The 24936-nt window shown below is 68.2% G+C and carries 19 protein-coding genes; 17 read left to right on the top strand and 2 right to left on the bottom strand.

The window, feature by feature from the left end; all coding sequences use genetic code 11:
• The first annotated feature begins 21 nt into the window (after positions 1–21).
• From OHA10_RS34165 to OHA10_RS34100, 14 genes are all read left to right on the top strand, one after another.
• Positions 22–1773 (top strand): ABC transporter ATP-binding protein, encoded by a 1752-nt coding sequence (locus OHA10_RS34165; RefSeq protein ID WP_371402905.1) that lies wholly within the window; start codon positions 22–24, stop codon positions 1771–1773.
• Positions 1766–3550, top strand: coding sequence for an ABC transporter ATP-binding protein (locus tag OHA10_RS34160; RefSeq protein ID WP_371402904.1), 1785 nt, complete (start codon positions 1766–1768; stop codon positions 3548–3550). Before OHA10_RS34165 ends, OHA10_RS34160 begins: the two co-directional genes overlap by 8 nt.
• A gap of 158 nt (positions 3551–3708) precedes the next feature.
• Positions 3709–4725, top strand: a complete 1017-nt coding sequence (locus OHA10_RS34155) for a ferritin-like protein (protein ID WP_371402903.1) — start codon at positions 3709–3711, stop codon at positions 4723–4725.
• A gap of 111 nt (positions 4726–4836) precedes the next feature.
• Positions 4837–5775 carry an ABC transporter ATP-binding protein gene (locus OHA10_RS34150; protein ID WP_371402902.1) on the top strand — a complete coding sequence of 313 codons (939 nt, stop codon included), beginning with the start codon at positions 4837–4839 and terminating at the stop codon, positions 5773–5775.
• Positions 5775–7121: an ABC transporter permease gene (locus tag OHA10_RS34145; RefSeq protein WP_371402901.1), complete on the top strand. Its 1347-nt coding sequence runs from the start codon at positions 5775–5777 to the stop codon at positions 7119–7121. The genes OHA10_RS34150 and OHA10_RS34145 overlap by 1 nt, the downstream gene beginning before the upstream one ends.
• Positions 7122–7244: 123 nt before the next feature.
• A complete protein-coding gene (locus tag OHA10_RS34140) occupies positions 7245–9890 on the top strand; it encodes an alkaline phosphatase family protein (protein WP_371402900.1) in 2646 nt (881 codons plus the stop codon).
• A 27-nt stretch (positions 9891–9917) separates the two neighbouring features.
• Positions 9918–10574 carry a DNA/RNA non-specific endonuclease gene (locus OHA10_RS34135; RefSeq protein WP_371402899.1) on the top strand — a complete coding sequence of 219 codons (657 nt, stop codon included), beginning with the start codon at positions 9918–9920 and terminating at the stop codon, positions 10572–10574.
• The gene (locus OHA10_RS34130; protein WP_371402898.1) at positions 10571–10948 is read left to right on the top strand and encodes a hypothetical protein; all 378 of its coding nucleotides are present in this window, start codon (positions 10571–10573) and stop codon (positions 10946–10948) included. The genes OHA10_RS34135 and OHA10_RS34130 overlap by 4 nt, the downstream gene beginning before the upstream one ends.
• 119 nt (positions 10949–11067) lie before the next feature.
• Positions 11068–13095: an AAA family ATPase gene (locus OHA10_RS34125; protein ID WP_371402897.1), complete on the top strand. Its 2028-nt coding sequence runs from the start codon at positions 11068–11070 to the stop codon at positions 13093–13095.
• A gap of 26 nt (positions 13096–13121) precedes the next feature.
• Positions 13122–14384, top strand: coding sequence for a hypothetical protein (locus OHA10_RS34120; protein ID WP_371402896.1), 1263 nt, complete (start codon positions 13122–13124; stop codon positions 14382–14384).
• 231 nt (positions 14385–14615) lie between these two features.
• Entirely contained in the window at positions 14616–16049 is a 1434-nt protein-coding gene (locus OHA10_RS34115) for a glucose-6-phosphate dehydrogenase (protein WP_371402895.1), read from the top strand.
• Positions 16050–16156: 107 nt separating this feature from the next.
• A complete protein-coding gene (locus tag OHA10_RS34110; RefSeq protein ID WP_371402894.1) occupies positions 16157–18628 on the top strand; it encodes a X2-like carbohydrate binding domain-containing protein in 2472 nt (823 codons plus the stop codon).
• Between the two features lie 158 nt (positions 18629–18786).
• A complete protein-coding gene (locus OHA10_RS34105; protein WP_371402893.1) occupies positions 18787–19713 on the top strand; it encodes a GTP-binding protein LepA in 927 nt (308 codons plus the stop codon).
• Positions 19710–20303 (top strand): TetR/AcrR family transcriptional regulator, encoded by a 594-nt coding sequence (locus tag OHA10_RS34100; RefSeq protein ID WP_371402892.1) that lies wholly within the window; start codon positions 19710–19712, stop codon positions 20301–20303. The genes OHA10_RS34105 and OHA10_RS34100 overlap by 4 nt, the downstream gene beginning before the upstream one ends.
• Positions 20304–20321: 18 nt before the next feature.
• Here OHA10_RS34100 and OHA10_RS34095 read toward each other — a convergent pair whose 3' ends face one another.
• Positions 20322–21098 carry an NPP1 family protein gene (locus tag OHA10_RS34095; protein WP_371402891.1) on the bottom strand — a complete coding sequence of 259 codons (777 nt, stop codon included), beginning with the start codon at positions 21096–21098 and terminating at the stop codon, positions 20322–20324.
• A gap of 228 nt (positions 21099–21326) precedes the next feature.
• Here OHA10_RS34095 and OHA10_RS34090 point away from each other — a divergent pair, with 228 nt between their 5' ends.
• The 3 genes from OHA10_RS34090 (at position 21327) to OHA10_RS34080 (ending at position 23696) form a co-directional block, all read left to right on the top strand.
• Positions 21327–21590, top strand: a complete 264-nt coding sequence (locus OHA10_RS34090; RefSeq protein ID WP_371402890.1) for a hypothetical protein — start codon at positions 21327–21329, stop codon at positions 21588–21590.
• Between the two features lie 70 nt (positions 21591–21660).
• On the top strand, positions 21661–22431 hold the full coding sequence (locus OHA10_RS34085) for an SDR family NAD(P)-dependent oxidoreductase (RefSeq protein ID WP_371402889.1): 771 nt from the start codon (positions 21661–21663) through the stop codon (positions 22429–22431).
• Positions 22428–23696, top strand: coding sequence for a WS/DGAT domain-containing protein (locus OHA10_RS34080; protein WP_371402888.1), 1269 nt, complete (start codon positions 22428–22430; stop codon positions 23694–23696). The genes OHA10_RS34085 and OHA10_RS34080 overlap by 4 nt, the downstream gene beginning before the upstream one ends.
• Here the strand turns inward: OHA10_RS34080 and OHA10_RS34075 are convergent.
• Entirely contained in the window at positions 23652–24842 is a 1191-nt protein-coding gene (locus OHA10_RS34075; protein ID WP_371402887.1) for a PucR family transcriptional regulator, read from the bottom strand. The genes OHA10_RS34080 and OHA10_RS34075 overlap by 45 nt on opposite strands.
• Positions 24843–24936 lie beyond the last annotated feature (94 nt).

Below are 24936 nucleotides of genomic sequence, written 5' to 3'. Positions count from 1 at the left end.
CCTGGAAGCACCCTTCTGACGATGGGTCTGGCTGTCCTCGGCTCGCTGCTGGGGATGGCGGTCACGTTGCTGACCGGGCGGGTCGTCGGGGCGGTTCCGGGGGTGATCGACGGACGCTCCGACGCGATGTCGCTCGAGGAGTTCAGCTGGCTGCTCGGCGGTTTGCTCGCGGTCTTCGTCATCGACAGCCTGACACCGGCGCTGCAGCAGGTCGCCTCGCTGACGATGGACGCCGGCATGGTCCGCGCGATCGGCACCGGTATCACCGAGCCGCTGCTGCGTCCGCGTCGCGTGCAGCACTTGGAAGACGCCGAAGTCCTGGACGTGCAGGAACGTGCGAAGGGCAAAGGCGGATTCCACCTCGCCCAGGGCATGAGCCAACTGCCGTACCTGGTCGCCAGCCGGATCACGCTGATCGGCTCGGCGGTGATCGTCGGCGCGATGTTCGCCTGGTGGGTCGCCGCCATGCTGGTCGCGATGTCCCTGCTGCTCGAGTGGTACGGCGGCCGCCTGGTCGAGCGCGAGATCGACACCTGGTGGGGTAACACGGAGGAGCAGCGGCGCGCGAACTACGCGTTCAACCTGGGCATGCGCGACGCCCCGAAGGAGCTGCGCGTCTTCGGCCTGCACAACTGGCTCGTCGAGCGGTATGTCCGCGAGTGGACGGCCGGCTATCGCGAGGTGTGGAAGCGTCGCGGCAAGAACGTGAAGTTCTCGATCCTGATCGGCGGCGTGCACCTGATCGCCAACGGCATCGCGATCCTGGCCGTCGGCCGCGCGGCGTTGGACGGCTCGCTGCCCCTGACCCAGGTCGCGACCACATTGCCCGCGATCCTCGCGATCGGTCAGTCCAACAACGGGTACGGCGTGGTCCAGGTCCGCCGCGGACTCTCGGCGTACCGCGCGATGCGGGACCTGCCGCAGACCATCGCCGACCGTCATCCGGAGCCGGTCGCGGAGACGAAGCACCGGATCGAGACGATGCCGGCCCGCGAGATCCGCTTCGAGAACGTCAGCTTCCGCTACCCGGGGTCGGAGGTCGACGTACTGCGCGGCCTCGACCTCACGCTGCACGCGCACGAGGCGCTCGCGCTCGTCGGCATCAACGGCGCCGGGAAGTCCACGCTGGTGAAGCTGCTCGGTGGCGCATACAAGCCGACGAGCGGCCGGATCCTCGTCGACGGTGTGGATCTCGCGGAGCTCGATCTCGCGGCCTGGCAGCGGCGGGTGGCGGCGATCGTGCAGGACTTCCTGCGGTTCCCACTCTCGGTCACGGACAACGTCGTGTTCGGTGCGGTCGAGCGTGCGGGGGATGAGCTGACGTTGGCCAGGGTGGCCCGCGAGTCCGGGATCGACAACGTCGTCCGCGGGCTGCCGAAGGGCTGGGACACCGTGCTGGACAAGACGTTCGACGGCGGCGTCGACCTGTCCGGCGGTGAATGGCAGCGGGTCGCGCTGGCCCGGGCGTTGTTCGCGGTACATGCCGGCGCGGGAGTGCTGGTGCTGGACGAGCCGGCGGCGGCGCTCGACGTACGCGCCGAGGCCGAGCTGGTCGAGCGGTATCTCGAGCTGACCTCCGGCGTGGCGTCGTTGATCATCTCGCACCGGTTCTCGGTGGTCCGCAATGCCAACCGGATCTGCGTGCTGTCCGGGGGGCGCATCGTCGAAGACGGGACGCACGAGGAGCTCCTCGCCGAAGACGGGGAGTATGCCGGGATGTTCCGGCTGCAGGCAGAGCGCTACGTGACCGGACCGGAGGCCGTCGATGCCTAAGACGTTCCGCATCCTCTGGCTCTGGCTGAGTACGTCGTTCCGTGCTGCGCCCGGGCTGATGACGATCTCGGCAGTGCTCGTCGCGGCCCGCGCCATCACCGCACCGACCCAGACGTACGGCGTGAGCCGGCTCGTCGACGGCATCGCGTCGGACGACTCGAGCACGATCGCCTTGGGTATCGGCATCATCGTCGGCGGCCTCGCGGTCTCGTTCGTGGCGGACGGACTGGGGTGGCCGCTGCAGGACACCGCGCAGGAGCGGATGGCCGGTCGGGTGCACGCTGACCTGCTGGACGTGACGACCGGGATCCCGGGGCTGTCACATCACGAGCGGCCCGATGTCGCCGATCGGCTCGAGCTGGTGCGTGAGCGCGCGTGGCGGATGGGCGTCGGCGCGGAGGTGCTGTTGTGGGCCTTCGCCACGGTGACCAACACCGCGACAGTGTTGACGCTGCTCGGGTCGGTGCATCCGCTGCTGCTCGTCCTCCCGCTGCTCGGCGGCGCTCGCATCTGGTCGGCGTACCTGAGCAGCACGCGGCAGCAGAAGGCCTGGGAGGACTCGCTGCCGCAGGAGCGTCTGGTCGACCGGCTGATCGAGGTGGCGAAGGATCCGCGGACCGGTCTCGAGCTGCGGGTGTTCGGGCTCGGGAAGGTCTTGCTGGACAGGATCTTCGCCTTGCAGACCGAGCGATTCCAGCGCCGGGTCGCAGCTGCCCGCTGGGGCGGCAAGGTCGACGGATCGGTGCGGCTCGTGTTCGGTCTCGCGTACGCCGCGGCGATCGTTTGGGTGATCGCACGGGCGCGGAACGGGCAGGCCACGGCGGGCGACGTCGTGCTCGTACTGCTTCTCGCGCCACAGGTCGACCAGATGACCGGCGGTATCGCGCAGAACGTGTACTGGGTCGGCGAGGTCGTGCGCAGCTTCGGCCGGTACGACTGGCTGCGCGAGTACGCGAAGCAGAACTCGTGGCGTTCCAGCGCGGCGCCCGCTCCGGAGCGAATCACCTCCGGCATCGAACTGCGGAACGTCGGATTCTCCTACCCTGGTTCGGAATCCGCGGTCCTCAGCAACATCAGCCTGACGCTGCCGGCCGGTGCGGCGGTCGCGCTGGTGGGGGAGAACGGCGCCGGCAAGACGACCCTGGTCAAGCTGCTCGCGCGGATGTACGACCCGACGACCGGAAGCATCCTGGTCGACGGCGAGGACCTGGCGACCATCCAGCCGGACGAGTGGCGATCGCAGCTCTCGGCCGGGTTCCAGGACTTCGTGAAGTTCGAGCTGACCGCGCGGGAGGTCGTCGCGATCGGCGACGTGGCGCGGGCCGGTGACGAGGACGCCGTACACACGGCGATCCTGCGCGGTGATGCGGAGTCGGTGATCGCCGGCTTGCCGCACGGGCTGGACAGCCAACTGGGCAAGAAGTTCACCGATGGCGTCGAGCTGTCCGGCGGGCAATGGCAACGGCTTGCGCTGGCGCGCGCGTTCATGCGCGAACGCCCGCTGTTGCTACTGCTCGACGAGCCGACAGCCGCGCTCGACCCGGAGGCCGAGCACAGGCTCTACGAGCAGTACGCCGAGGCCGCGAAGATCGCCGCGGCCGAGACCGGTGGGATCACTGTCCTCGTCTCGCACCGGTTCTCGACCGTGCGGATGGCCGACCTGATCGTCGTCATGCACGACGGCCGGGTCGAAGAGTTCGGCACCCACCCCGACCTGCTCGCAGCCGGCGGCCGGTACGCCGAACTCTTCGAACTGCAGGCCCGCGCCTACCGCTGAGCCCGTCGGTCCGCGCGCGCAAGGAGTTCGTCCTCCGGGACGAGCACGAACATCTCCTGGTCCGGCCGGGTATTCGACCACCACGGTCCCTGGGAAGACCGATCAGCCGGGTCAGCTGTGACGGTCACACGCGATGCCGTTGTCCTGTCTCACTAGATATGAACCAGCACATCGCGACGATCGACAGTCTTCACCAGCACCTGCAGTGGGCGATCGAGCTCGAGCACGCCACGCTCCCGCCGTACCTGTGTGCCCTGTACTCGCTGGACCCGGTGCGGAACCCGGATGCCGTCGAACTCGTGAGCAGCGTGTTCGTCGAAGAGATGATCCACCTGTCGCTGGCGTCCAACCTGATGAACGCCGTCGGCGGCGAACCGCGGCTGGACTACCCGGGCATGCTGCCGGGATATCCACGTCGGCTGCCGCACGGTGAGGTCGAGCTGTCGCTGCTGCCATTCGGGCCGGATGCGCTGGAGATGTTCCTGCGGCTCGAGAAGCCGGAGGCACCGGGCTCACCGGCGGAGAGCGACCACTACGAGACGATCGGGCAGTTCTACGACGCCATCGAGGACGGCCTGCGGTACCTGTGCGACCTGCTCGGCGAGGACAAGGTCTTCTCCGGCGATCCCGCCCGGCAGGTGACTGCGGGCCCGTTCCACCACACCGGCGGCACATTGCAGCCCGTCACGGATCTGAAGTCGGCGCTGGCCGCTCTGGAAGAGATCGTCGAACAGGGTGAGGGCACGTCGCGCGGTGAGGTCTGGGACGGCGACCACGACATCTTCCATCCGGACCGCGACGAGGTCGCGCACTACTACCGGTTCATGGAGCTGAAGCTCGGCCGGCGCTACCAGCGCGGCGACACCCCGGAGTCCGGTCCGACCGGCGAGCCGATCACGCTGGACCCGGCCGGAGTGTCCCCGATGCAGCCGAACCCGCACCGCTCGGACAACGCCCAGATCCGTGCCGCACAAGAGGAGTTCGACGACTCCTACTGCACGCTGCTGTACCTTCTGGAGCAGGCGTTCACCGGCGATCCGACGCTGATCCGCGACTCGGTCCGCGCGATGTTCGCGCTCAAGGCCGAGGCCCTCAAACTCATGCAACTGAGCGAGAACGATCACACGACGGCCGGCCCGACCTTCCACTACGTGCCTCAGGACGAGCGCCGGTGAGAGTCCGCTGACAGGCCGCTGAGAGGTTCGGCAACAAGATCCGCATTCAGTTCGCCATTTGTTTACCTTCGGTCTTCACCTGACCGTACATTGCTTTCTAATGTATTCACCATGGACACACCGCCCGCTGTCCGTGCCCGCGGAATCACCAAGTACTTCGGTGAGGTCGTCGCGCTCGACGGCGTCGACCTCGACGTCGCACCAGGCCAGATCCATGGAGTGGTCGGACCCAACGGGGCCGGCAAGACGACGCTCCTCGGCCTGCTGCTCGGTCTCGCCGTCGCCGACCGCGGCACGCTCGAAATCCTCGGTACGCCGGTCGGCCGCGCCCTCGCCGTACCTGTAGGTGTTGCCGGCTTCGTCGACGGCCCCGGCCTCTACCCGTCGATGACCGCCAAACAGAACCTTGCCGCCCTCGCCGCTTTGCGGGGCGATGAGACGCAGACGATGAACATCGACGATGCGATCGCCCAGGTCGGCCTCACCGATGTGGCCGACGACCGCGTCCGCGGCTTCTCGCTCGGCATGCGCCAGCGCCTCGGCCTCGCCGCGGCCCTCCTCACCAAGCCCCGGCTGCTGATCCTGGATGAGCCCTCCAACGGTCTCGACCCAGCCGGCAAGAAGCACGTGTACGGCGTACTCACCCGTTTGGCCGCGGACGGTACTGCGGTGATGCTGTCGAGCCACCGGATGGACGACGTCGAGCAACTGTGCTCCGACGTGACGATCCTGTCGACCGGACGTGTCGCATTCTCGGGACCCATCAGCAAGCTGGCGTCCGAGGACAGCGAGCTCGAGTACCGCGTGCTCACCTCGAACCCGGCGAATGCTCGCCGGATCGCCCGCCGGACGAACGGGATCCGGCTGCGCGACGACGAGACCGTCAAGGACGGTGTCGAGTTGCTGGTCATCTCGGCCACGATCCCGGCGCTGGACGAGTTCGTGAAACGACTCGTCCAGGACGACATCGCCGTCCGCGAGCTGGCACCGGTCGTCTCACCTCTCGAAGCCGCGTTCCTCGCCCTCACCGAGCAGCAGGAGAACAACTGATGACGGCCACCGCCGCCACCGTCGACGCGCCTGTCGCGCGCGAGGTCTCAGTAGTCCGCGGCTACCGATTCGAGCTCGTCAAACTGCTCTCGCAATGGCGGGTCCGCATCCTGATCGTCGCCTGCTGGCTGGCGCCCGCGGTCTTCGTCGCCATCGTCAGCCAGCAGGCCTCGCTCCCGGTCGACACCCTGTTCGGCCGCTGGATGCACGCCACCGGCTGGACCGGACCGCTTGTGCTACTTGGGTTTTCCGGATCGTGGGCGCTGCCGCTGCTCACTTCACTGATCGCCGGTGACGTCTTCGCATCCGAGGACCGACTCGGCACCTGGCGGCACCTGCTGGTGGCAGTCCGCTCGCCCCGCAGGATCTTCGTCTCGAAGGCGCTCTCCAGCCTGACTGTCATCCTCGTGCTGGTGATCGGGCTGGTCGTGTCCAGCACGGTCAGCGGCCTGCTTGTGGTCGGCAGCCGTGAGCTGATCGGCCTCGACGGGCATCTGCTGTCTCCCGGTGATGCGGCCGGAAGGGTCCTGCTCGCCTGGCTGTGCGCACTCGCGCCGACACTGGCCCTCGCTGCGATCGGCTTGCTCGGCTCGGTCGCACTCGGCCGATCACCCATGGGCCTGCTGCTCCCGGCAGTGGTCGCCCTGGCGATGCAGATCGTCCAGCAGCTGCCGGTCCCGGTCGCATTCCGCCTCGCACTTCCCGGCTACGCCTTCATCAGCTGGAACGGCCTCTTCACCAGCCCGGCCCAGCTTGGCCCGTTGCTGATCGGAGTCGGGGTCAGCCTGGTCTGGGCGATCGTCGCGACCGGCCTGGCCTACTTCCTCTTCGTACGGCGTGACTTCACCAATCCGACGCACGACGGCTCCGGCCGGCTGGCGATGACCGCGGGCCTGCTGCCGCTCGTCGGTCTCCTCGTCGTCAGCACCGCGGTCATCGCTCCGGTGAGCGGCTTCGGTTCGGGCATCGATCAGGACAAGGTGCAGAAGGCCGTCGCGACCGAGTTCGCACATCTCTACCGCCTGCAGACCAAGCAGCTCAATCGGGCCGATGTCACCGAGGAGCAGCTGCAGAGCGCGGCCGAGTGCACCAAGGGCGGCGACCAGGTCGCCGCGCAGGGGCCCGGCAACGACTGGCGGTGCGTCGTGAGCTGGCACATCCCGGGGGTGCAGGCCGCCGGCTCGGCGATCTACCAGCTCGACATCAACCCACTCGGTCGGTACGTGTCCGACGGGGACGGACCGAAAGAAGTGAACGGCTTCTTCCTGGTCCGGACCCCATCGGGAGACGAACCGAACCCACTGTGGCAGTTCGACGGCAATATCGAACTGCTACCTGCCAAGTAAGACCAACCCGAAGGGATAGCTCCCATGCAGGTAACACGCCGCCGCAGGCGTGACGAAAAGGGCTCGTCGAGTCGCCTCCGGCGCAGAGTACCACTGGTAACAGCAGGCACTACGGCTGTTGCTGTGGCCCTCGCAGGCACCGCGGTCGCCTCGACAACCGGCTTCGGTCACGACCAGGTCGGACAGGTCACCGACAAGGGCCAGGTCATCTCCTCCGACCAGTACATCAAGCCGATCGGCGACCGTCTCGTCCTCCAGAAGGGCAAGATCATGTCGTCCACGGTCAGTCCGGACGGCAGCCATCTGGCCGCAGGGGTGACCGACGGCGGAATGGCGCTGGCGATCGTCGACCTGAAGAACTGGAAGGTCCAGCAGTACATCGGCAACAACGCCGCCGCCGACCTGAAGATCCCCGGCAACGACATCGGTCAGGAAGGTCCGACGTACTCGCCGGACGGTCAGCAGGTCTGGCTGGGGCAGACCGACGGTTACCGGAAGTTCACCGTGAATTCGGACGGCACGCTGACGAACCCGACGTTCGTGCCGATCGCGGCCGACGGCGCCAAGCACTCACTGGCGGCCGCGGTGGTGTTCTCTGCCGACAGCTCGACTGCGTACGCCGCGGTCAACGGCCAGAACCGGGTCGTTGCCATCGACACCGCGACCGGCGCGATCAAGCAGAGCTGGGCGACCGGCAACGCCCCGCGCGGCATGGTCATGGTCGGCGACAAGCTGTACGTGAGCAACGAGGGTGGCCGGACCGCGAAGGCCGGCGATACGACGCTCGACTCCTACGGCACGCCGGTCGTCGCGAACCAGAACTCGATCACCACGACCGGTACGGTCAGCGTGATCGACCTGAAGGACCCGGCGGCCGCAGTGGGCAGCATCCCGGTGGGTCTGCACCCGACGGCGGTGTACGCCAAGAACGGCAACGTGTTCGTCGCGAACACCTCCAGCAACACCGTCTCGGTGATCGACACCCGGCGCGGCAAGGTCACCCAGACCATCGCCACCCAGCCGTGGCCGGAGGCCTCGGTCGGCTACGAGCCGGACGGCATCACGCTGACCGACGACGGCCACCTGCTGGTGTCGCTCGGCCGCGCCAACGCGGTTGCGGTGTACAAGTTCAAGAACGCGCTGGAGCCGGTCAGCTACGTCGGCCTGCTGCCGACCGACTACTTCCCGGCCGAGCTCGCCCAGGTGGGCAAGGACATCGTGGTGTCGAACACCCGCGGCATCGACGCTCGCCGTGACACCACCGCCGCCGGTCGCGGCACGCACGACACCACGTCGAGCCTGACCAAGTTCCGGCTGCCCGACGACCACGCCATCCAGAAGCAGTACACCGGCCAGGTCTTCGAGCAGAACGGCTGGACCAAGGGCTCGGCGCAGCTCGCGACCGACAAGGGTCACCGCCAGCCGGTGCCGGTCCCGGCCAAGCTCGGCGACCCGTCGACGATCAAGCACGTCTTCCTGCTGGTCAAGGAGAACCGCACCTACGACCAGGTGTACGGCGACATCCCCGAGGGCAACGGCGACCCGGCGCTCGCGCAGTACGGCGAGAACGTGACGCCGAACCAGCACGCGCTGGCCAAGCAGTTCGGGCTGTACGACAACACCTACGACGTCGGCACGAACTCCGCCGAGGGTCACAACTGGCTGATGCAGGCCGACAACCCGGAGTACACCGAGTCCTCGGCCGGTGAGTACCTGCGCAGCTACGACACCGAGAACGATGCCCTCGGCCACCAGAAGAGCGGTTTCATCTGGACCGGCGCGCAGGCGGCCGGCAAGACGGTCAAGGACTACGGCGAGTTCCAGTCGATCGAGCAGAAGCCGGCCGGAGCGACCTGGCAGAACCTGTACTGCGACACCAAGACGATGGAGTCGACCGGTGCCGCGACGAAGTACCCGATCCAGGTCGGCTCGGCGATCCCGTCGCTGAACAAGGTCTCGGTACCGGGCTTCCCGCTGTTCGACACCAGCGTTCCGGACGTCTACAAGGAACAGATCTGGAAGCAGGACTTCGAGAAGAACGGTCCGGCCAACCTGAACATGTTCTGGTACTCCAACGACCACACCGGCGGGACCGCGAACGGCCCGGCGCAGGTGGCCGACAACGACCTGGCCGTCGGCCGGACCGTGGACGAGATCACCCACAGCAAGTACTGGAAGGACTCGGCGATCTTCATCGTCGAGGACGACTCGCAGGCAGGTCTCGACCACGTCGACGGTCACCGGGCGCCGATCCAGATCATCAGCCCGTACGCCCAGCACGGCGCGGTCGACAGCCACTACTACACGCAGATCATGATGATGCGGACCATCGAGCAGATCCTCGGGATCCATCCGATGAACCAGAAGGACACCGCGGCCACCCCGATGTTCGGCGCGTTCACCAGCAAGCCGAACTACACGCCGTTCACCGCGGTCCCGAACCGGACGTCGCTGACCGGCGGCGTGAACCCGCTGCCGACCTGCGGCGCGGATGTGCCGGCGGCGCAGAACCCGAACGTCGCACCGGTGCCGACGGCAACGGTTCCGGCCGCGATGGCGCCGATGGCGGCGACCTGGTCGGCGTGGAAGGACCAGCAGCGCACCACCGGTCCGAACGCGAAGGCCGACTACGCGAACCCGGCCCAGATGAACCACTTCGACTGGTACGAGGCGCACAACTGGTCCACGCCGTACCCCGGTGAGACCAAGATCGTCGCGCCGAACGACGTACCGGGTGCGGTGATCCCGGCCAACGAGAGTGACGGCTGAGACACCTTGATGGGGTAGAAACTCCCCATGACTGATGCGCGGGCGTCGGCCCGGATCGAGCAACCTGCTCATCCGGCCGACGTCCGCGCGGTCGGTTACGGGCCCGCACAACCCCCGAAGGTGCCCGCGAAGTACGCCGGTCTGCCGGTCCTGGACGAGAAGTCGGGCCAGGTCGACGACTGGAACGACGAGCTGATGAACCCGCGGCCGTCGACGGTCTACCGCATCGACGACCGGTACCTGCTGATCACCGACCCGCGCGGCCGGGTCGTCCACGGCGAGGGCTGGCTGGGATGGCGGCCGGGCACGGAGGAGAACGAGAAGCATCGCAACCTGGACGCCCAGCTCGAGGCGGGGGAGCCGGACCGGCAGGCGACCGATGACGGTGGGCACCTGTTCGCCGCGATGTTCGAAGGCCCGGGGGAGTCGATCAACCTGACCGCCCAGTCCCGCACCCAGAACCGGGCGGTCAAGGGCAGCAGCAACTGGCGCCGGATGGAGGACGTCTGGCGGGCCAAGCGGGCCGCGGGAATCCCGGTCCATGCCGCGATCGACGTGCACCACCCGGACCGGACCACGCGCCGGCCGTCCAGCCGGTCCGTCACCGACCATGCCGAAGGCAAGCGATCACCGCGGCGTATCTTCAGGGAGACCAGACCGCAGCCGTCCCGGGGATACGAATGAGCGAGATCGGCACCATCGACAGGATCGCCCGCGCCCTGACCGCCGACCTGTCGCCCGGCTGGCGTGAGGTGTCCGCGGTGTACCGCGGGACGACGTCGTACGCCGAGCTGGACGCGACCGTCGACTCGGCGCAGCTGGATCCGCTGCCCGAAGGGCTCGAGGACGACTTCGAGGAGCTGCGGCGGGTGATGTACCAGCCGGGCAAGGGCACCTGGCTGACGGCGACGATCACCGTGACGGCGGACGGCCATTTCTCGACGGACTTCGACTACGACAACCGGCCGGCCTGGTCGATCCCTGTCGACGAAGGTATCTACGCGGCCGAGCTGGCCGAGTTTCCCCGTGACGACGTGCCGGGCTGGCTGCGCGGTTAATTCGGTGGCAGGCGACCGCGACCGCTGGTAACGTCGCCAGCCTGTCTTTTCGGGATCGAATCGAACCGGATGGATCTGCTCCGGGGCGGGACCCAGCTCACGATTCGAGGCTCTCTCGCATGGCCGCAGCCGAACTCGAGGCCGAACGCGCCTTCCTGACCACTGCCCAAATCGCTCTCCATCGGATGTACGCCGAGGTCGTGGACCGCGAGGTCCAGATCATCGGCGGCGAGGACAACGACGAACGCTTCACCAACGAGGCCAACCAGCGGGCCAAGGAGATGCGGACCCACGCGCTCCTCGACCTGCCCGACGTACCGCTGTTCTTCGGCCGGCTCGACTACGAGCACGGCACGATCCCCGACCTCGACCAGATCTACATCGGCCGCCGGCATGTGCACGACGGCAGCGGCGTACCGCTGGTGATCGACTGGCGCGCACCGGTGTCGGTGCCGTTCTACCGGGCGACCCAGAGCGACCGGCAGCGGGTGCTGATGCGCCGTCGCTACGGGTTCTCGGACCACGCCGACCTGACCGGCTTCGAGGACGAGTCGCTGACAGCCGTGGCCGAGACGGACCAGGCGGATGCCTTCCTGCGGGCCGAGATCGAGCGGCCGCGCACCGGACCGATGCGCGACATCGTGGCCACGATCCAGCCCGAGCAGGACGACCTGGTCCGCGCGCCGCTACATCCGAGCGTCTGCGTGCAGGGCGCGCCCGGCACCGGGAAGACCGCGGTCGGCCTGCACCGGGTCGCCTACCTGCTCTACACAGAACGCGAACGGCTCGGCCGCGGCGGCGTCGTGATCGTCGGCCCGAACCGCTCGTTCCTGTCCTACATCCGCAAGGTCCTGCCCGCGCTCGGCGAGGTCGACGTACGGCAGATCACCATCGACGAGCTGGTGACCCGCCCGACCGCGGCCGTCGACGACGCGGAGGCCGAGCGGCTGAAGGGCGATGCCCGGATGGCCGACGTTCTGCGGCGTGCGCTGTGGTCGTACGTCGGTACGCCGACCGAGGGAGTCCTTTACAGCAAGGGATCCCGGCGCTACCGGGTACACGACTACGAGGTCGTCGACATCGTGTCGGACCTGCGGGAGTCGACCCGGTACGCACCCGGCCGGAACGCGCTCGCCCAGCGGATCGCACACGTCGTACTGGTCCGGATGGAGGAGCGCGCGGAGTCACCGGACGACCGCGTGCAGAACGCCGTCGCCCGCTCGAAGCCGGTGAAGGACGTGCTCGACTCGGTCTGGCCCCGGGTCGCACCCGAGCAGGTCCTGCACCGCCTCTTCTCGGACGCGGACTTCCTGGCCCAGGTCGCCCCGACGCTGACCGACGAGGAGCGTACGGCGTTGCTGTGGAGCAAGCCGGCCCGGTCGTGGAAGTCGGCGAAGTGGTCGTTCGCCGACAGTGTGCTGCTCGACGAGCTCGAGGACCTGATCGAGCGGCGCACCGGATCACTCGGTCATCTCGTCCTGGACGAGGCGCAGGATCTGTCGGCGATGCAGCTGCGGGCCTTGGGTCGCCGATGCCGGACGGGCTCGGCCACGGTGCTCGGCGATCTGGCGCAGGCGACGACGGCCTGGGCCGCCGGGCCGTGGGACCAGGTGCTCGGTCATCTCGGCAAGAGCGACGGCGTGGTCGCCGAGCTCGACCGCGGGTTCCGCGTGCCCGAGCAGATCATCAACTTCGCCGCCAAGCTGCTGCCCGAGATCGCTCCGACGCTGCGTACGCCGACCGGAGTCCGGACCGTCGCCGACGCGTTGAGCGTCGTCGCGGCCGGCGAGTCGACGCTGGCTGACGAGGTCATCGCCGCGTGCAAGACCGCGCTTGCAGGCGAAGGCTCGGTCGCACTCATCGCCGCCGACGACCAGGTGGCCGCGCTGCGGGACGCGATCGCCGCCGCGGGTCTCGAGGTCGCGCTGATCGGCGAAACCGAGGACGAGATCGACACCGTCCGGCTGGTCTGCGTACCGGCAACGCTCGCGAAGGGCCTCGAGTTCGACGCGGTCATCGTCGCCGAGCCCGCCCACATCGTGGCCGCCGAGGCCCGCGGCCTGCACCGCCTGTACGTCGTCCTCACCCGCGCCGTCAGCCGGCTCCAGATCATCCATGCCGAGCCGCTTCCGGGCGCTCTCGGCTGATCCTTCACGCGGCTATCGTGGGCGCGGTGAAGCTCTTCGTGGTGGTCGTGATCGTGCTGTTCGCGGCCGGACTCACCTGGGGCATCGTCGCGCTCGTACGCCGGCAGCGGTACATCGACTCGCTCCGGCAGCGCGGGTGGAACTTCGTCAACAGCCCGACGTTCGAGGCCGTCGCCCGGCTGAACAATCCGCCGTTCGGGATCGGTTTCGTCCGGAAGCCCGACGACCAGATCACCGGCCTGACCGCGGCCGGCCGGCCGTTCCAGGTGATCGAGTACAGCACGTCGCACTGGTCGGGCTGGGTCGGCATGGTGACGTTGTCGCGCCGGCTCCCCGAGTTCTGGCTGACAGGCGGCGACACCCGACCGCGGTACGGCGTCCTCGCGCACGCCGTACCCGCTCCGCCGCAGCTCGGGCCGGGCTGGCAGGCCGGTGCGCTGGAGCCGGACTTCGCGGCGGAGCTGCTGAATCCGCAGGTGTGTTCGCAGCTCTCCGCGATGGCCGCAGGCCTGCCGGGGCTGAACGTCAGCATCGACAGCGACCAGCTCGTCGTCCTGAACCCGCCGCGGGAGAAGCCCGACCTGCTCGCCGCCTGGCTGGAGCAGCTCGGTGCCGTCGCGGCGGCGATCGACGCGGCGCCGCTCGACCGCTGGATCCAGCCGGAGCCGCAGCCGCGGCTGACGTTCTACCACCACCCGGATTGGTGGTGGATCGGCGTCGACGACAGCCTGCTGGAGTTCACGCCGGTGACGCGCAGCGGTCACGATCACAACACCAGCGAGGTCATCCGTGGCCGGGACGGCGACGGGCCGCCGTTCGTCGCGTTCACCCACCACTGGAAGACGACGCGGACCGAGTCGTACACCGACAGCGAGGGCCGGACGCAGACCCGGACCGTGACCGAGAACCACAGCGAGCCGATCCTCGGGTTCCAGCTGCCGATCCGGATGCCGCGGCTGGAGGTCGGCCGGAAGGGGTTCGGCGGTGGGATCAGCTTCGAGAGCGAGGCCTTCAACCGGCAGTTCGCGGTGCACGCGCAGGACACCAAGTTCGCGTACGACGTGATCCACCCGCGCCAGATGGAGTACCTGATGGCCAACCCGCCGGCCTCGTTCCGGATCGAGGAGGAATGGGCCTGGTTCTCGCCGGGGGAGCACAGCCAGCCCGCGATCGCACACAGTTCGGAGTTCCTCCGCGGGTTCCTGGCCCGGGTCCCACGGTTCGTCTGGCGGAATCTCGGTCTCCCGGATTCCCCCTACCCAGCCCCTGAGACAGCCCGCGTTTCTTAGGTCCTGTCTGGTGATCCAACGCCTACTGCGGGGCACTCGGCACGGCACCTCGCCGCACGGGTGCAAAGGCCACGATGCTCCGCATCGAGACCTTCGCCCCCGCACGCCGATGCACCGCACCGAGCACCTCCTCGCTACGGCGCTGGATCACCAGACAGGACCTAGGGGGAATGCGATTACCCTCGGCGCGGTTGCGTCTTTGGGTGTGGCTCCACGGATGAGCCACGAGTCTTGGGAGGCATCATCACTACGCATGCGGCCCTGCTACCGGTCGAGCGATCCTCGGCGGGTGCAGGTCAACATACCGGCCAACGGACCCTGGTCATCTTCGGTGCCAGCGGCGATCTGAGTTCGCGGCTGCTGCTGCCCGGTCTGGGCAGTCTGCTCGCCGGGCCGCGCGCGACCGGTGTGCGCATCATCGGCACCGGCCGGTCACCGCTCGCCCCGGAGGAATGGACGGACCGGGTCCGGTCCGCATTCGCCGGCCACGGCGAGATCGGGCAGGTTGCGGCGGACACGCTGGCAACGACGGAGTACGTCGCCGGTGACCCGACCGATGTCGAGCACCTCCGCGCGCTCCTGGAGCTGGCCGGTCCGGCACCGGTCCTGTACTTCTCGCTGCCGCCGGCCGTGACGACGGCGATCGTCGAGAAGCTCCGCGAGGTCGAGCTGCCGGAAGGGACCGAGCTGGCCTTCGAGAAGCCGTTCGGCACCGACGCCGAATCCGCGGCCGCGCTGAACCAGCTGGTCGGCTCGCTCGTGCCCGAGGAGAACGTGCACCGCGTCGACCACTTCCTCGGCCGCACCGCGGTCCTGAACCTGATCGGCCTCCGCTTCGCCAACCGCCTGTTCGAGCCGGTCTGGAACGCCGAGCACATCGAGAGCGTCGAGATCGTCTACGACGAGACGCTCGGTCTCGAGGGACGCGCGCAGTACTACGACAACGCGGGCGCGCTCGTGGACATGATCCAGAGCCACCTGCTTCTCGTCCTCGCACTGCTCGCGATGGACGCTCCGGCGACGATGGACGCCGTCGAGGTCCGCAGCGAGATGGCGCGGGCGCTGCGCAGTACGCATCTGTACCGCGGCTCCGCGATCGAGGCGGGCCGCCGGGCGCGGTACGCCGCGGGGATCGCCGACGATCGCGTGGTTCCGTCGTACGCCGATGAGGCCGGGGTCGACGCGGAGCGGGGGACCGAGACGCTGGCCGAGGTCACGGTCGAGGTCGACACGAACCGCTGGGCCGGTGTCCCGTTCACGCTGCGCTCGGGCAAGGCGCTCGGGGTCGCGCGCAAGGAGATCGTGGTCAAGTTCAAGCCGCTGCGTCACCTGCCGTCCGGCCTGAACGGCGCGCGCGACGGCGAGACGCTCCGGATCGGTCTGAACCCGGGCGAGCTGTCCCTGTCCGTGCCGGCGCTCGGCGTCGACGGCCCGTACACGATGGGCCAGGTCTTCCTCGACGCGACGCTGCCGTCCTCATCGGTCCTGCCGTACGGCGAGGTGCTCAGCGGCATCCTCCGTGGCGACCCACTCCTCTCGGTGCGCGGTGACGTGGCCGAACGGTGCTGGGAGATCGTCGAGCCTGTTCTCGCCGCGTGGCGCGCCGGCGAAGTACCCCTCGACGAGTACGACGCGGGCTCGGCCGGACCGGCGACCTGGAAGTAATCCGGGCCAGAATCTTGACACGGTTAAGTAAATAGAACCAATATCCTATCCGATTCGGTTCTCTCAGAGAGGTCACCGCCATGACCAGATCCGTTCGGAGCAGGAGGGTGCGGACCGTGCTTACCGGTCTCGTCGCCGCCGTACTGCTGCCGGCAGGTTTGACGGCTACAACGTCCGCAGCAGCACCCGAGAGCACGCCTCCGATCGCGCCCAAGACGGCTGCCCCGCAGCAGGCCGTCCAGGCTCCGGCGGTCGCGACCACCACCGTCCAGTCCGGCGGCCCGGCCGGCGATATCGCTCTGCACCCGTACATGGGGTGGAGCAGTTACAGCATGCAGGTGTACGACGGCGCCGGGAACTGGATCTCGGCGGACCAGTTGATCAAGCAGTCCGACGCGATGCACAAGAAGCTCCAGCCGTACGGGTACAAGAACATCAACATCGACGCCGGCTGGAACGACGGGATCGACGGGTACGGCCGTCCGGTGCCGAGCAAGAAGCTCTATCCGGACGGGCTGCAGGCGGTGATCGACCACATCCACGCCAACGGCCAGAAGGTCGGCCTGTACGCGATCCCCGGCATCGGCAAGGAGGTCATCGACGCCAACCTGCCGGTGTACGGCGCTCCCGAGTGCAGGACCGGTGACCTGCCGGTGCAGCCGCTGCAGAAGGCGGACTACTGGGGTATCGGCTACAAGATCGACTTCTCCAAGCCCTGCGCGCAGAAGTACATCGACTCGATCGCCGACCTGTTCGGCTCCTGGGGCCTGGACTTCCTGAAGTTCGACAGCGTCACGCCCGGCTCGGGGGTCAGCGACCTGTCGCTCGACGCCCGGGGTGACGTGAAGGCGTGGTCCGCGGCGCTGGCCCGGCACAAGATCTGGCTCGAGCTGTCCTGGGCGGTCGACATCAACTACGCCAATACCTGGAAGCAGTACGCGAACGGGTGGCGGATCGAGTGGGACGTCGAGTGTTACTGCCCGGGCGTCGCGCTGACGCAGTGGCAGAACATCAACCGGCTGTTCCCGAAGCTGGCGGACTGGTGGCGCTACGCAGGACCGGGCGGCTGGAACGATCTCGACTCGCTCGACGTCGGCAACGGGCAGATGGACGGTCTCACGAAGGACGAGCGCCGTACGGCGGCAACCTTGTGGGCGGTCTCGGCGGCGCCGATGTACGTCGGCAACGACATGACCCGACTGGACGACTACGGGCTGAGCCTGCTGACGAACCCTGAAGTGATTGCGGTCAACCAGGCCGGCCGGCCGGCGCAGCCAGTGTCGATGAAGACCAACAAGCAGGTCTGGTACTCGCTGAACCCGGACAGCAGCTACACCGTTGCCCTGTTCAACCTCGGCCAGACCGACTCGGACATGACGGTCAACTGGTCCGACCTGGGCCTGACCGGTCCGGCGAAGGTCCGGGATCTGTGGGCGCACAAGGATCTCGGCCAGTTCGCGAGCGGCTTCACCGGTAAGGACATCCCGATCCACGGCGTCCAGTTGCTGAAGGTCACGCCGCAGAAGGGTTCGACGATCCGGGTCAACGACGACGACCTGCGGGTCGGGTACGACGGCGAGTGGCAGCGCAACAACAACTACGAAGTACCGTCGGTGTCCGAGCCGCTGACCGTGACGGTCACCGACTCGTCGCAGGCCAAGTCCGCCGACGTCGGTTCGCGGACGCTCGAGGTCAACAACGACGACCCGCAGATCGTCTACACCGGCACGTGGCACCAGAGCACGGGTCGCGGTCTCGGTGACTACAAGGACGACGTGGCCTGGAGCGAGACCGACGGCGACTCGTTCTCGTACAGCTTCGTCGGCACCGGCGTCGACTACGTGACCGAGACCGACCCCGGCCAGGGCGACGTCGACGTCTACGTGGACGGCCAGTTCAAGCAGACGGTGAGCACGTACCTGGATCCGTCGCAGGGGCACAACAAACCGCAGCAGGTCGTCTACAGCATCTCGGACCTGCCGAACGGCTCGCACACGATCCGCGCGGTGAAGAAGTCCGGTCAGTTCATGCTGCTCGACAAGCTGAACATCCGGCAGGAGAGCCTGCTGAACCCGGACTCGGCGACCTTCGACAAGGGCTCCCCGGCTGACGTCAGCGTGCAGCTGGGCCGCGATCCGGGCGAGCTGGCCGGTATCTCGAAAGCCGGTGTGGATCTGGTCAAGGGCGCCGACTACACGGTTGCCGGGAACGTCGTGACGATCAAGGCGGCGTACCTCGCGAAGCTGGCAGCAGGCACCTTGCCGCTGGACTTCCGGTTCCGGGGTGACTACCGCGACGACATCCATGCCACCACGGCGAACGGCGCGGCGGTCGACTTCAGCTTCACCGGCACCGGGGTCGCGTGGAGCACGGAGCTCGCTCCGGACCAGGGGAACGCCGACGTCTTCGTCGACGGCAAGCTGGTACGCCGGGTGAACCTGCACGGCGATGTCCGTCTGACCAACCAGCAGGTGTTCAGCGCGACCGGTCTGAAGAACGGACCGCACACACTGCGCATCGTGAAGATCGATGGCGACGCTCTGCGCAACGACACAATCAGCTACACGATCGCTAAATAGCTTTACCTGAACAGCGGGCGGTGGTCCTCTTGGACCGCCGCCCGCTGTCGTGTTGCTGGCGTCACAGCTTCTGACTGACTGATCAGTCAGTTACTTTGTTAGGCTTACCTGTGGGGGATCGAGCTGGCATCCCTGTCGAACGAGCGAGGTGCCGCCTTATGTCGTTGAGCGATATCACCACCGTCCCGCGCCGGCGAAGCCGCAAGCGCCGGGAAGACTCCAAGCTGGCCGACCACGTCGAACGTCTCGGCGAGGAACATCCGCCGATTCCGCTCGAGAGCGTCGACTACACGATGAAGCGCCCGCGGCTGCTGGCCGAGCGCTTCGGGTCGGTGCTGGCCTACATGACGCGCGTCGAGCTCGAGGTCGAGCGGAACGTGCTGGAATTGAACATCCTGCTGCCGGACCCGCCCGAGGTCGACCGGCGCTTCTACGCGGACGTCTGGATGCCGCAGGAGACGCGGCACGGCCTGATCCTGGACCAGATGCAGGAGCTGGCCGGGATCGAGGCACACGAACCGAACCTGACCGATGTCGACTTCAAGCTCAAGTTGCTCGGTGCGCTCGGCAGGATGCCCGGAGTACAGGACATCAGCCGGATGCTCTACTACCTGACCGGTCTGGCGACCGAGCGCTCGGCAGTGCTTGCCTACAACAAGCTTCACGCCGGACTGCTCGAGCTCGGCGAGCGGGCGATCGCCGCCACCGTGGTCGCGCCGATCAAGCGGCAGGAGCCGGGGCACTTCGCCTACTACCAGATGGCCGCGCAGGAGCTCTGGGGACAACTGTCCGGATGGCAGCGGTGGCTGACGCGCGCGCTGCGGAAGCGTACGTTCGATGTCGTGGGCGCCTACAACAAGCGGCAGCGGGCCGAGTTCGGTGACGTGATGGAAGCTTTGGAGATCAGCGCGGGCGGCGAGGCCGAGCTGCGTGACTATGCACGCAAGATCGGCCGCGCGGAGTACGAGCTGATGTTCGCGAACCGGCGCGGACTCCGGGTGCCCGACTACGTCTTCAAGTCCCTGCGACGAGCCGCCGAGCTCGGCGCCGAGCGGAAGGGCGAGGCCTGGCCCGCCGGATCATGACGGCATCCGCGCACGCGCGTCACACCAAGCGGCAGGTCATCATCGAGACTGCCGAGCGGCTGTTCGCCGAGCACGGGTACGACGCGACATCGACGGCACGGATCGCGCACGAGGCCGGCGTACCGTCCGGTCTGGTGTTCTACCACTTCGCGACCAAGCTCGACCTGCTGCTCGCGATCGTGCAGGAGCGTCCGACGCCGAGCGAGGTACTGCGGTCCGTCGCGCAGGGCCGCACCGTACGGCTGCGGTTGCGGGCGGTCGTGGCGACGATGGCGGAGGAATTGGAGCACGACCGGGCTGCCCGGATCATCGTGTTCCGGGAGGCGCAGGGGCGGCCGGAGATCGCGGAGCGGGCGGCGGAGCTGTTCGCCGAGGCGACCGAGACTGTGGCCGACGTACTGGCCGGGGCCGATGATGTGGTCGCGGGGCCGAACCGGGTGCAGGCGGCGGCCGAGCTCGTGGTCAGCCGGGTCTTCCTGGACACGGTTGCGCTCGGTCAGGCTGACACGGCGGCTGAGCGGCACGAGGCGATGATCGAGCTGGTCGCCGATTCGCTGACCACACCTGGCGGGCGCGCCCAGGAGGACTGAGCGCGCCCTTTCGGGTCGTCAGGCCCAGGGGTCGAACGGGATCCCGGACGGCTTGGACGCGTTCAGCAGGTTGCGGAACCGGTCGTCCTTGTCGGTGATCTTGATCGTGGCCGAGCCGAAGTCGGCGTTCATCAGGATGTCGCGCAGCGACGTGCTCGGGTAGCCGTTCCACCCGACCAGCGGCGGGTACCGCCAGTTGTGGTAGTGGTTCTCCGGCGGCTCGTCGTTGCTGTTGGCAAGGCGGAAGAAGTGCGTGCTCGCGCCGTCCTTGTGGTAGACGACCTTCGGGTGCGAGCCGTCGAACCGGACCTGCGAGCGGGGGTAGGTGACCTGGCTCGAGTGCTGCGTCGTGGTCACGTACTCGACCTGGTTCGACGCCTGGTTGATCCAGGAGATCACGTGCTCCCAGTCGTGCCGGTGACCGCCGAGACTGCTGCCGGGCAGCGCCTGGTCCTTCTCGAAGTAGCTGGCGTAGACGACCGCGCACCAGCCGTTGTTGCACTTTTCGCGCGAGTAGGTCTGTGAGTTGTCGAGGTCGGACTGGTCCCGGCAGTTGCCGTTCACGGCGCCGGTCGGGTTGAGACCCGGATTGAGCGTGCCGTCGGCTCCGATGGCGGGGGTGGCGTAGCACCCGTCGACGTCGTAGTCGTACGCCGGCGAGAACGACTGCTCGTAGCCGTCGGCGTTCTGCGGGAGGCTCGGCGGCGGTGCGGCGAACGCCAGCGTGGCCGAGGTGACGATCAGGGCGGCGGTTCCGAGGACCACGCCGAGCGTGCGGCGGGCGGACACTTTCATCGAAATGCTCCTTCAGAACTTAGTTCAGGGCGGAAAGGAACGGCACGAGGATGCCAGTCGCGGTGCACGGGCGTATATACGTCACGTGCCTACAGGTTGACGGTCCGTGAACACCCGGAATTGGTGGGATGCCAGGTCTCGTATTGGTAGTGCAGAGTGGGGTCTGACACCTTGCCGGCTGGGGATGCTGAGGAGCGACGGCAGGTGGGTTCCTGGGGAGGAACAGCCGTGCCTTTTGAGGAGAAGGCGGCGCCGCCGCCTGCGTTGCCAGACGGATCGATGCCGACCTACGGCGGTCACGGGCTGCCAGGGAGTACCAACGGCGAGCCACCACTGTCGCCGTTCGGCTGGGGTCCGAGCCTGAACTACTTCGAGACCAAGAGCGTCCGGACGCGAGCACCTGTCGGCAGTGTGCTCCCGTTCATCGCCTTGCTCGTCCTGTACGGCGGGATCGTCTCGGCCCTGCTCACTGCGCTTGCCGTCCGCGCCTGACCCTTCGGCCTCGCCCGTCGCGGCGCTCACCTGGTTGCTCTTGGCATCATGCTGAGCACTGGGAGGTGTCATGCGGCTGGACGGAAAGGTTGCGCTGGTCACCGGTGCGTCGGCGGGGATCGGCGCTGCGGTGGCCGAGCGGCTCGCGGTGGCGGGGGCTCGGGTTGTGGTGCACGGACGCGATGCGGAGCGAACCGCAGAGGTCGCCGGGCGTGTCGACGGTGTACCGGTCCTGGGAGATCTTGCGGCGGCGGGCAACGCGGCTGAGGTGGCGGATGCTGCGCTGGCCGTGCATGGCCGGATCGATGTCCTGGTCGCGAACGCCGGGCTCGGGTGGTCGGGGCCGTTCGTGCAGATGCGGGCCGAGGAGATCGACCAGTTGGTCGCGCTGGATCTGCTGGCGCCGCTGCAGCTGGTCAGGCGCTTGCTTCCGTCGATGGTCGAGCGGGGGAGCGGGCACATCGCGCTGGTGGGCTCGATCGCGGGCCGTACGGCGGTTGCCGGTGAAGCCGTGTACGCCGCGACGAAAGCCGCACTCGACGTCTTCGCCGAGAGCCTCCGGCTGGAGATTCGTGGTACTGGTGTATCCGTGAGCCTGATCATCCCGGGCGTCGTCGACACCGGTTTCTTCAGCGCTCGCGGCCGGCCGTACGACCGCAAGCGCCCGCGTCCGCTGCCCGCCGCCGACGTCGCGCGGGCGCTGGTCGATGGCATCGCCAACGACCGCGCCGAGATCTGGGTTCCCGGTTGGCTCCGCGTCGCACCCGTGGTCCGCGCGCTTGCGCCGGGACTGTATCGCCGGTTGTCGGCCAGGTTCGGCGAACAGGTGAGACCACGGTGAAGGGCATCGTCGTACCGTCCGCGGACGCCTTCTTCCTGCACATCGAGCGGACCGGCGCACCGCAGCACGTCGGCGGCATCGTCGTGCTCGAACCGTCCGGCCATCGGCCGACGATCGACGAGGTCCGCAGGCTGGTCGCGGACGGGTTCGCGCGGTTGCCGCGGATGCATCAGCGACTTGGCCCGTCGTCGCGCTGGCGCCGGCCGCGCTGGATCGAGGCCGACCACGTCGATCTGGACTGGCATGTCGTCGAACACCAGTCCACCGACGGGTACGCCGGATTGATGCGGTACGTCGCCGACCTGGCCGAGCAGCCGATGCCCAGGGACCGCCCGATGTGGCGGATCGCGATCGTCCGCGACGTCGGCCCGGGCGGAGCGGACGGGCTGGTGGTGCTGGTCCACCATTCGATTGCCGACGGCATCGGAACCGTCCTGCAGACCTTCAGCCTGTTCGAGCCCCCGACCAAGATCGAGCTGCCGTCCGGCCCCGCCCCCGGCCGGTTGACGCGAGCCGCCGCCACGGCTGTCGGTCTTGCCCAGCTCGCGACGGACGGTACTGCCGCCAAGCTGCCACCCGGCTCCTTGCGCCGCGAATTCGACACAGCCACTGTCGGGCTCGACGTCGTACGCCGAGCCGCGTCCGCCCGCTGCGTACGCGTCACCGACCTGCTGATCGCCCTGCTCGCCGACAGCGTGTACGCCGTCGCGCCCGGACTCGCGCACGCGGTGAACGGGCACCTGCGCTTCTCGGTGACCACGATGGTCCGAACGCCTGACAGCGCGGCCGAGGGTAATGCGACGGCGGCGATCATGGTCGAGGTGCCGGTGGACGGACGGCCGTTCGACGAGTTGCTCACCGAGGTGTCAGCGCGGACCAAGCGACTGCAGCGGCCGACGCGGGCGCTCGCCTCACGGTTCGTGCTGGCAACCGGACTGCGGATCGTGCCGGAGCCGTTCGCGCGGTGGTTCGCGCCGACGGTGTACGGGCAACGATTCCTGCACGCGGTGGTCTCGAACATGCCCGGCACGACCGAACAGATGTCGTTCGCTGGTGTGCCCCACGATCGCGTCTACCCGATCCTGCCGCTCGTTCCGGGGACTCCGCTCGCAGTGGGTGCGCTGAGCTGGACGGGCATCCTCGGCATCGGGCTGGCGACCGATCCGCAACTGATCGACGGGCCGGCGCTCGCCGCGCACCTCGATCAGGCGCTGGCGCGGTTAAGGACCGGGCCACTCGAGGGCCAGGAAGAGGCGAGCGCGTGATTCGGGGTCGTCGAGGCGATCGCCGTACAAGGCCCTGAGGCGCGCCATCCGATAGCGCACGGTCTGTGGGTGGATGCTCAGCTCGTGCGCGATCGCCTGCCGGTCGCCGAAATGCTTCAGCCAGCTGGCCAGCGTTTCCGCGAGCCGCTCGCGGGCAGCCTCGGTCTCGCCGGCGAGCGGTGCGAGCATCTCCTCGCGTAACGCGGCGACCAGGGCCTCGTCCCGCCAGACGATCAGCGCGTCGAGATGCTCGTCCGCGAACACCGGGTCATCGGTCAGTACGCCGGTGTTCCGCAACCGGACCGCGATCCGCGCGATCTCCAGGCTGCGGGGGAGCTGGGCGAGCGCGACCGAATTGCCGACCACCGCACCCATTCCGGCGAGCTCCCGACTCAGCTGCAGCCGGCGACCCGGACCCGACGGTTCCGGAATGATGGCGCCGACCACGACCGCGTTGCGGCGGATCGGCAGCGCGCCGGGCTCGAGCCGGGCCACCAGCGTCCCGGCCGGCTCCTGGTCGCCGTCGCTGTAGATGACGACCGCGGCGGTCTCGGGGATCCGCCACGCGGCCTGCTGTGCGGCGGTCCGGATCGCTTCCGTGCCGGCGCGGCCGGACAGCAGGAGGTTGGCGAGGTCCTCGCGGCGCCGTTCGCGCGCCATCGCGTCCTCGATCTGCTCCTGCAAATAACCGTTGGCTGCCGAGAAAGACAGTTGGTTGACGAACACAAAGACCGAGTCGGCCAGGGCGGCGAGGTTGTCCGGCGCGAAATCCAGCCGGAGCGCTGTTGCGGCGACATGCCGCCAGGCGACGCGGGCGCCTAACTGAAAGGCTGTCAGCAATCGGGTGAGATCGTTGCCCTCCTGCAGTTGGCGGCGGCCGATCTCCTCGAAGACCCGCCGCACCGTCTCGTCGCCGCGGTCGAGCGTGGTCTGCTCGGGGTTGATCAGGTTCGCGATCGACATGTCCAGCAGGCGATGTACGAACAGCTCGGCCGGTTTGACGACCGCGTCCCGGTCGGTGTCGAGGAAGGCAGCGTAGTCCGGCCAGTGCTCGGCCAGCCGGTCGCGCACCTCGGCGACCAGGGCGGGCAGTCCGTCGATCAGGGCGTCCTCGAGCCGGGCACGGTCGAAGGTTGCGATGGTCATCGAAGAGGTCCTCCACGAGAACTGTAACTCCGTGACAAGTTTCAGCGCTCCGAATGTGCGTCAACGGGGCAGAGTTGGCACGAAACCGCTTCCC

The sequence above is a fragment of the Kribbella sp. NBC_00662 genome (genome assembly GCF_041430295.1).
Lineage (GTDB): Bacteria > Actinomycetota > Actinomycetes > Propionibacteriales > Kribbellaceae > Kribbella.
Note: the sequence above shows the minus strand (reverse complement) of the source record. Positions and strands in the feature narration are given on the sequence as shown.

What these genes read in the sequence shown, in the direction of transcription:
- OHA10_RS34125 (WP_371402897.1), top strand. Translation starts at nt 11,068, where the DNA reads ATGGCCGCAGCCGAACTCGAGGCCGAACGCGCCTTCCTGACCACTGCC.
- OHA10_RS34100 (WP_371402892.1), top strand. Translation starts at nt 19,710, where the DNA reads ATGACGGCATCCGCGCACGCGCGTCACACCAAGCGGCAGGTCATCATC.
- OHA10_RS34075 (WP_371402887.1), bottom strand. Translation starts at nt 24,842, where the DNA reads ATGACCATCGCAACCTTCGACCGTGCCCGGCTCGAGGACGCCCTGATC.
- OHA10_RS34105 (WP_371402893.1), top strand. Translation starts at nt 18,787, where the DNA reads ATGTCGTTGAGCGATATCACCACCGTCCCGCGCCGGCGAAGCCGCAAG.
- OHA10_RS34160 (WP_371402904.1), top strand. Translation starts at nt 1,766, where the DNA reads ATGCCTAAGACGTTCCGCATCCTCTGGCTCTGGCTGAGTACGTCGTTC.
- OHA10_RS34085 (WP_371402889.1), top strand. Translation starts at nt 21,661, where the DNA reads ATGCGGCTGGACGGAAAGGTTGCGCTGGTCACCGGTGCGTCGGCGGGG.
- OHA10_RS34130 (WP_371402898.1), top strand. Translation starts at nt 10,571, where the DNA reads ATGAGCGAGATCGGCACCATCGACAGGATCGCCCGCGCCCTGACCGCC.
- OHA10_RS34150 (WP_371402902.1), top strand. Translation starts at nt 4,837, where the DNA reads ATGGACACACCGCCCGCTGTCCGTGCCCGCGGAATCACCAAGTACTTC.
- OHA10_RS34165 (WP_371402905.1), top strand. Translation starts at nt 22, where the DNA reads ATGGGTCTGGCTGTCCTCGGCTCGCTGCTGGGGATGGCGGTCACGTTG.
- OHA10_RS34135 (WP_371402899.1), top strand. Translation starts at nt 9,918, where the DNA reads ATGACTGATGCGCGGGCGTCGGCCCGGATCGAGCAACCTGCTCATCCG.
- OHA10_RS34145 (WP_371402901.1), top strand. Translation starts at nt 5,775, where the DNA reads ATGACGGCCACCGCCGCCACCGTCGACGCGCCTGTCGCGCGCGAGGTC.
- OHA10_RS34095 (WP_371402891.1), bottom strand. Translation starts at nt 21,098, where the DNA reads ATGAAAGTGTCCGCCCGCCGCACGCTCGGCGTGGTCCTCGGAACCGCC.
- OHA10_RS34155 (WP_371402903.1), top strand. Translation starts at nt 3,709, where the DNA reads ATGAACCAGCACATCGCGACGATCGACAGTCTTCACCAGCACCTGCAG.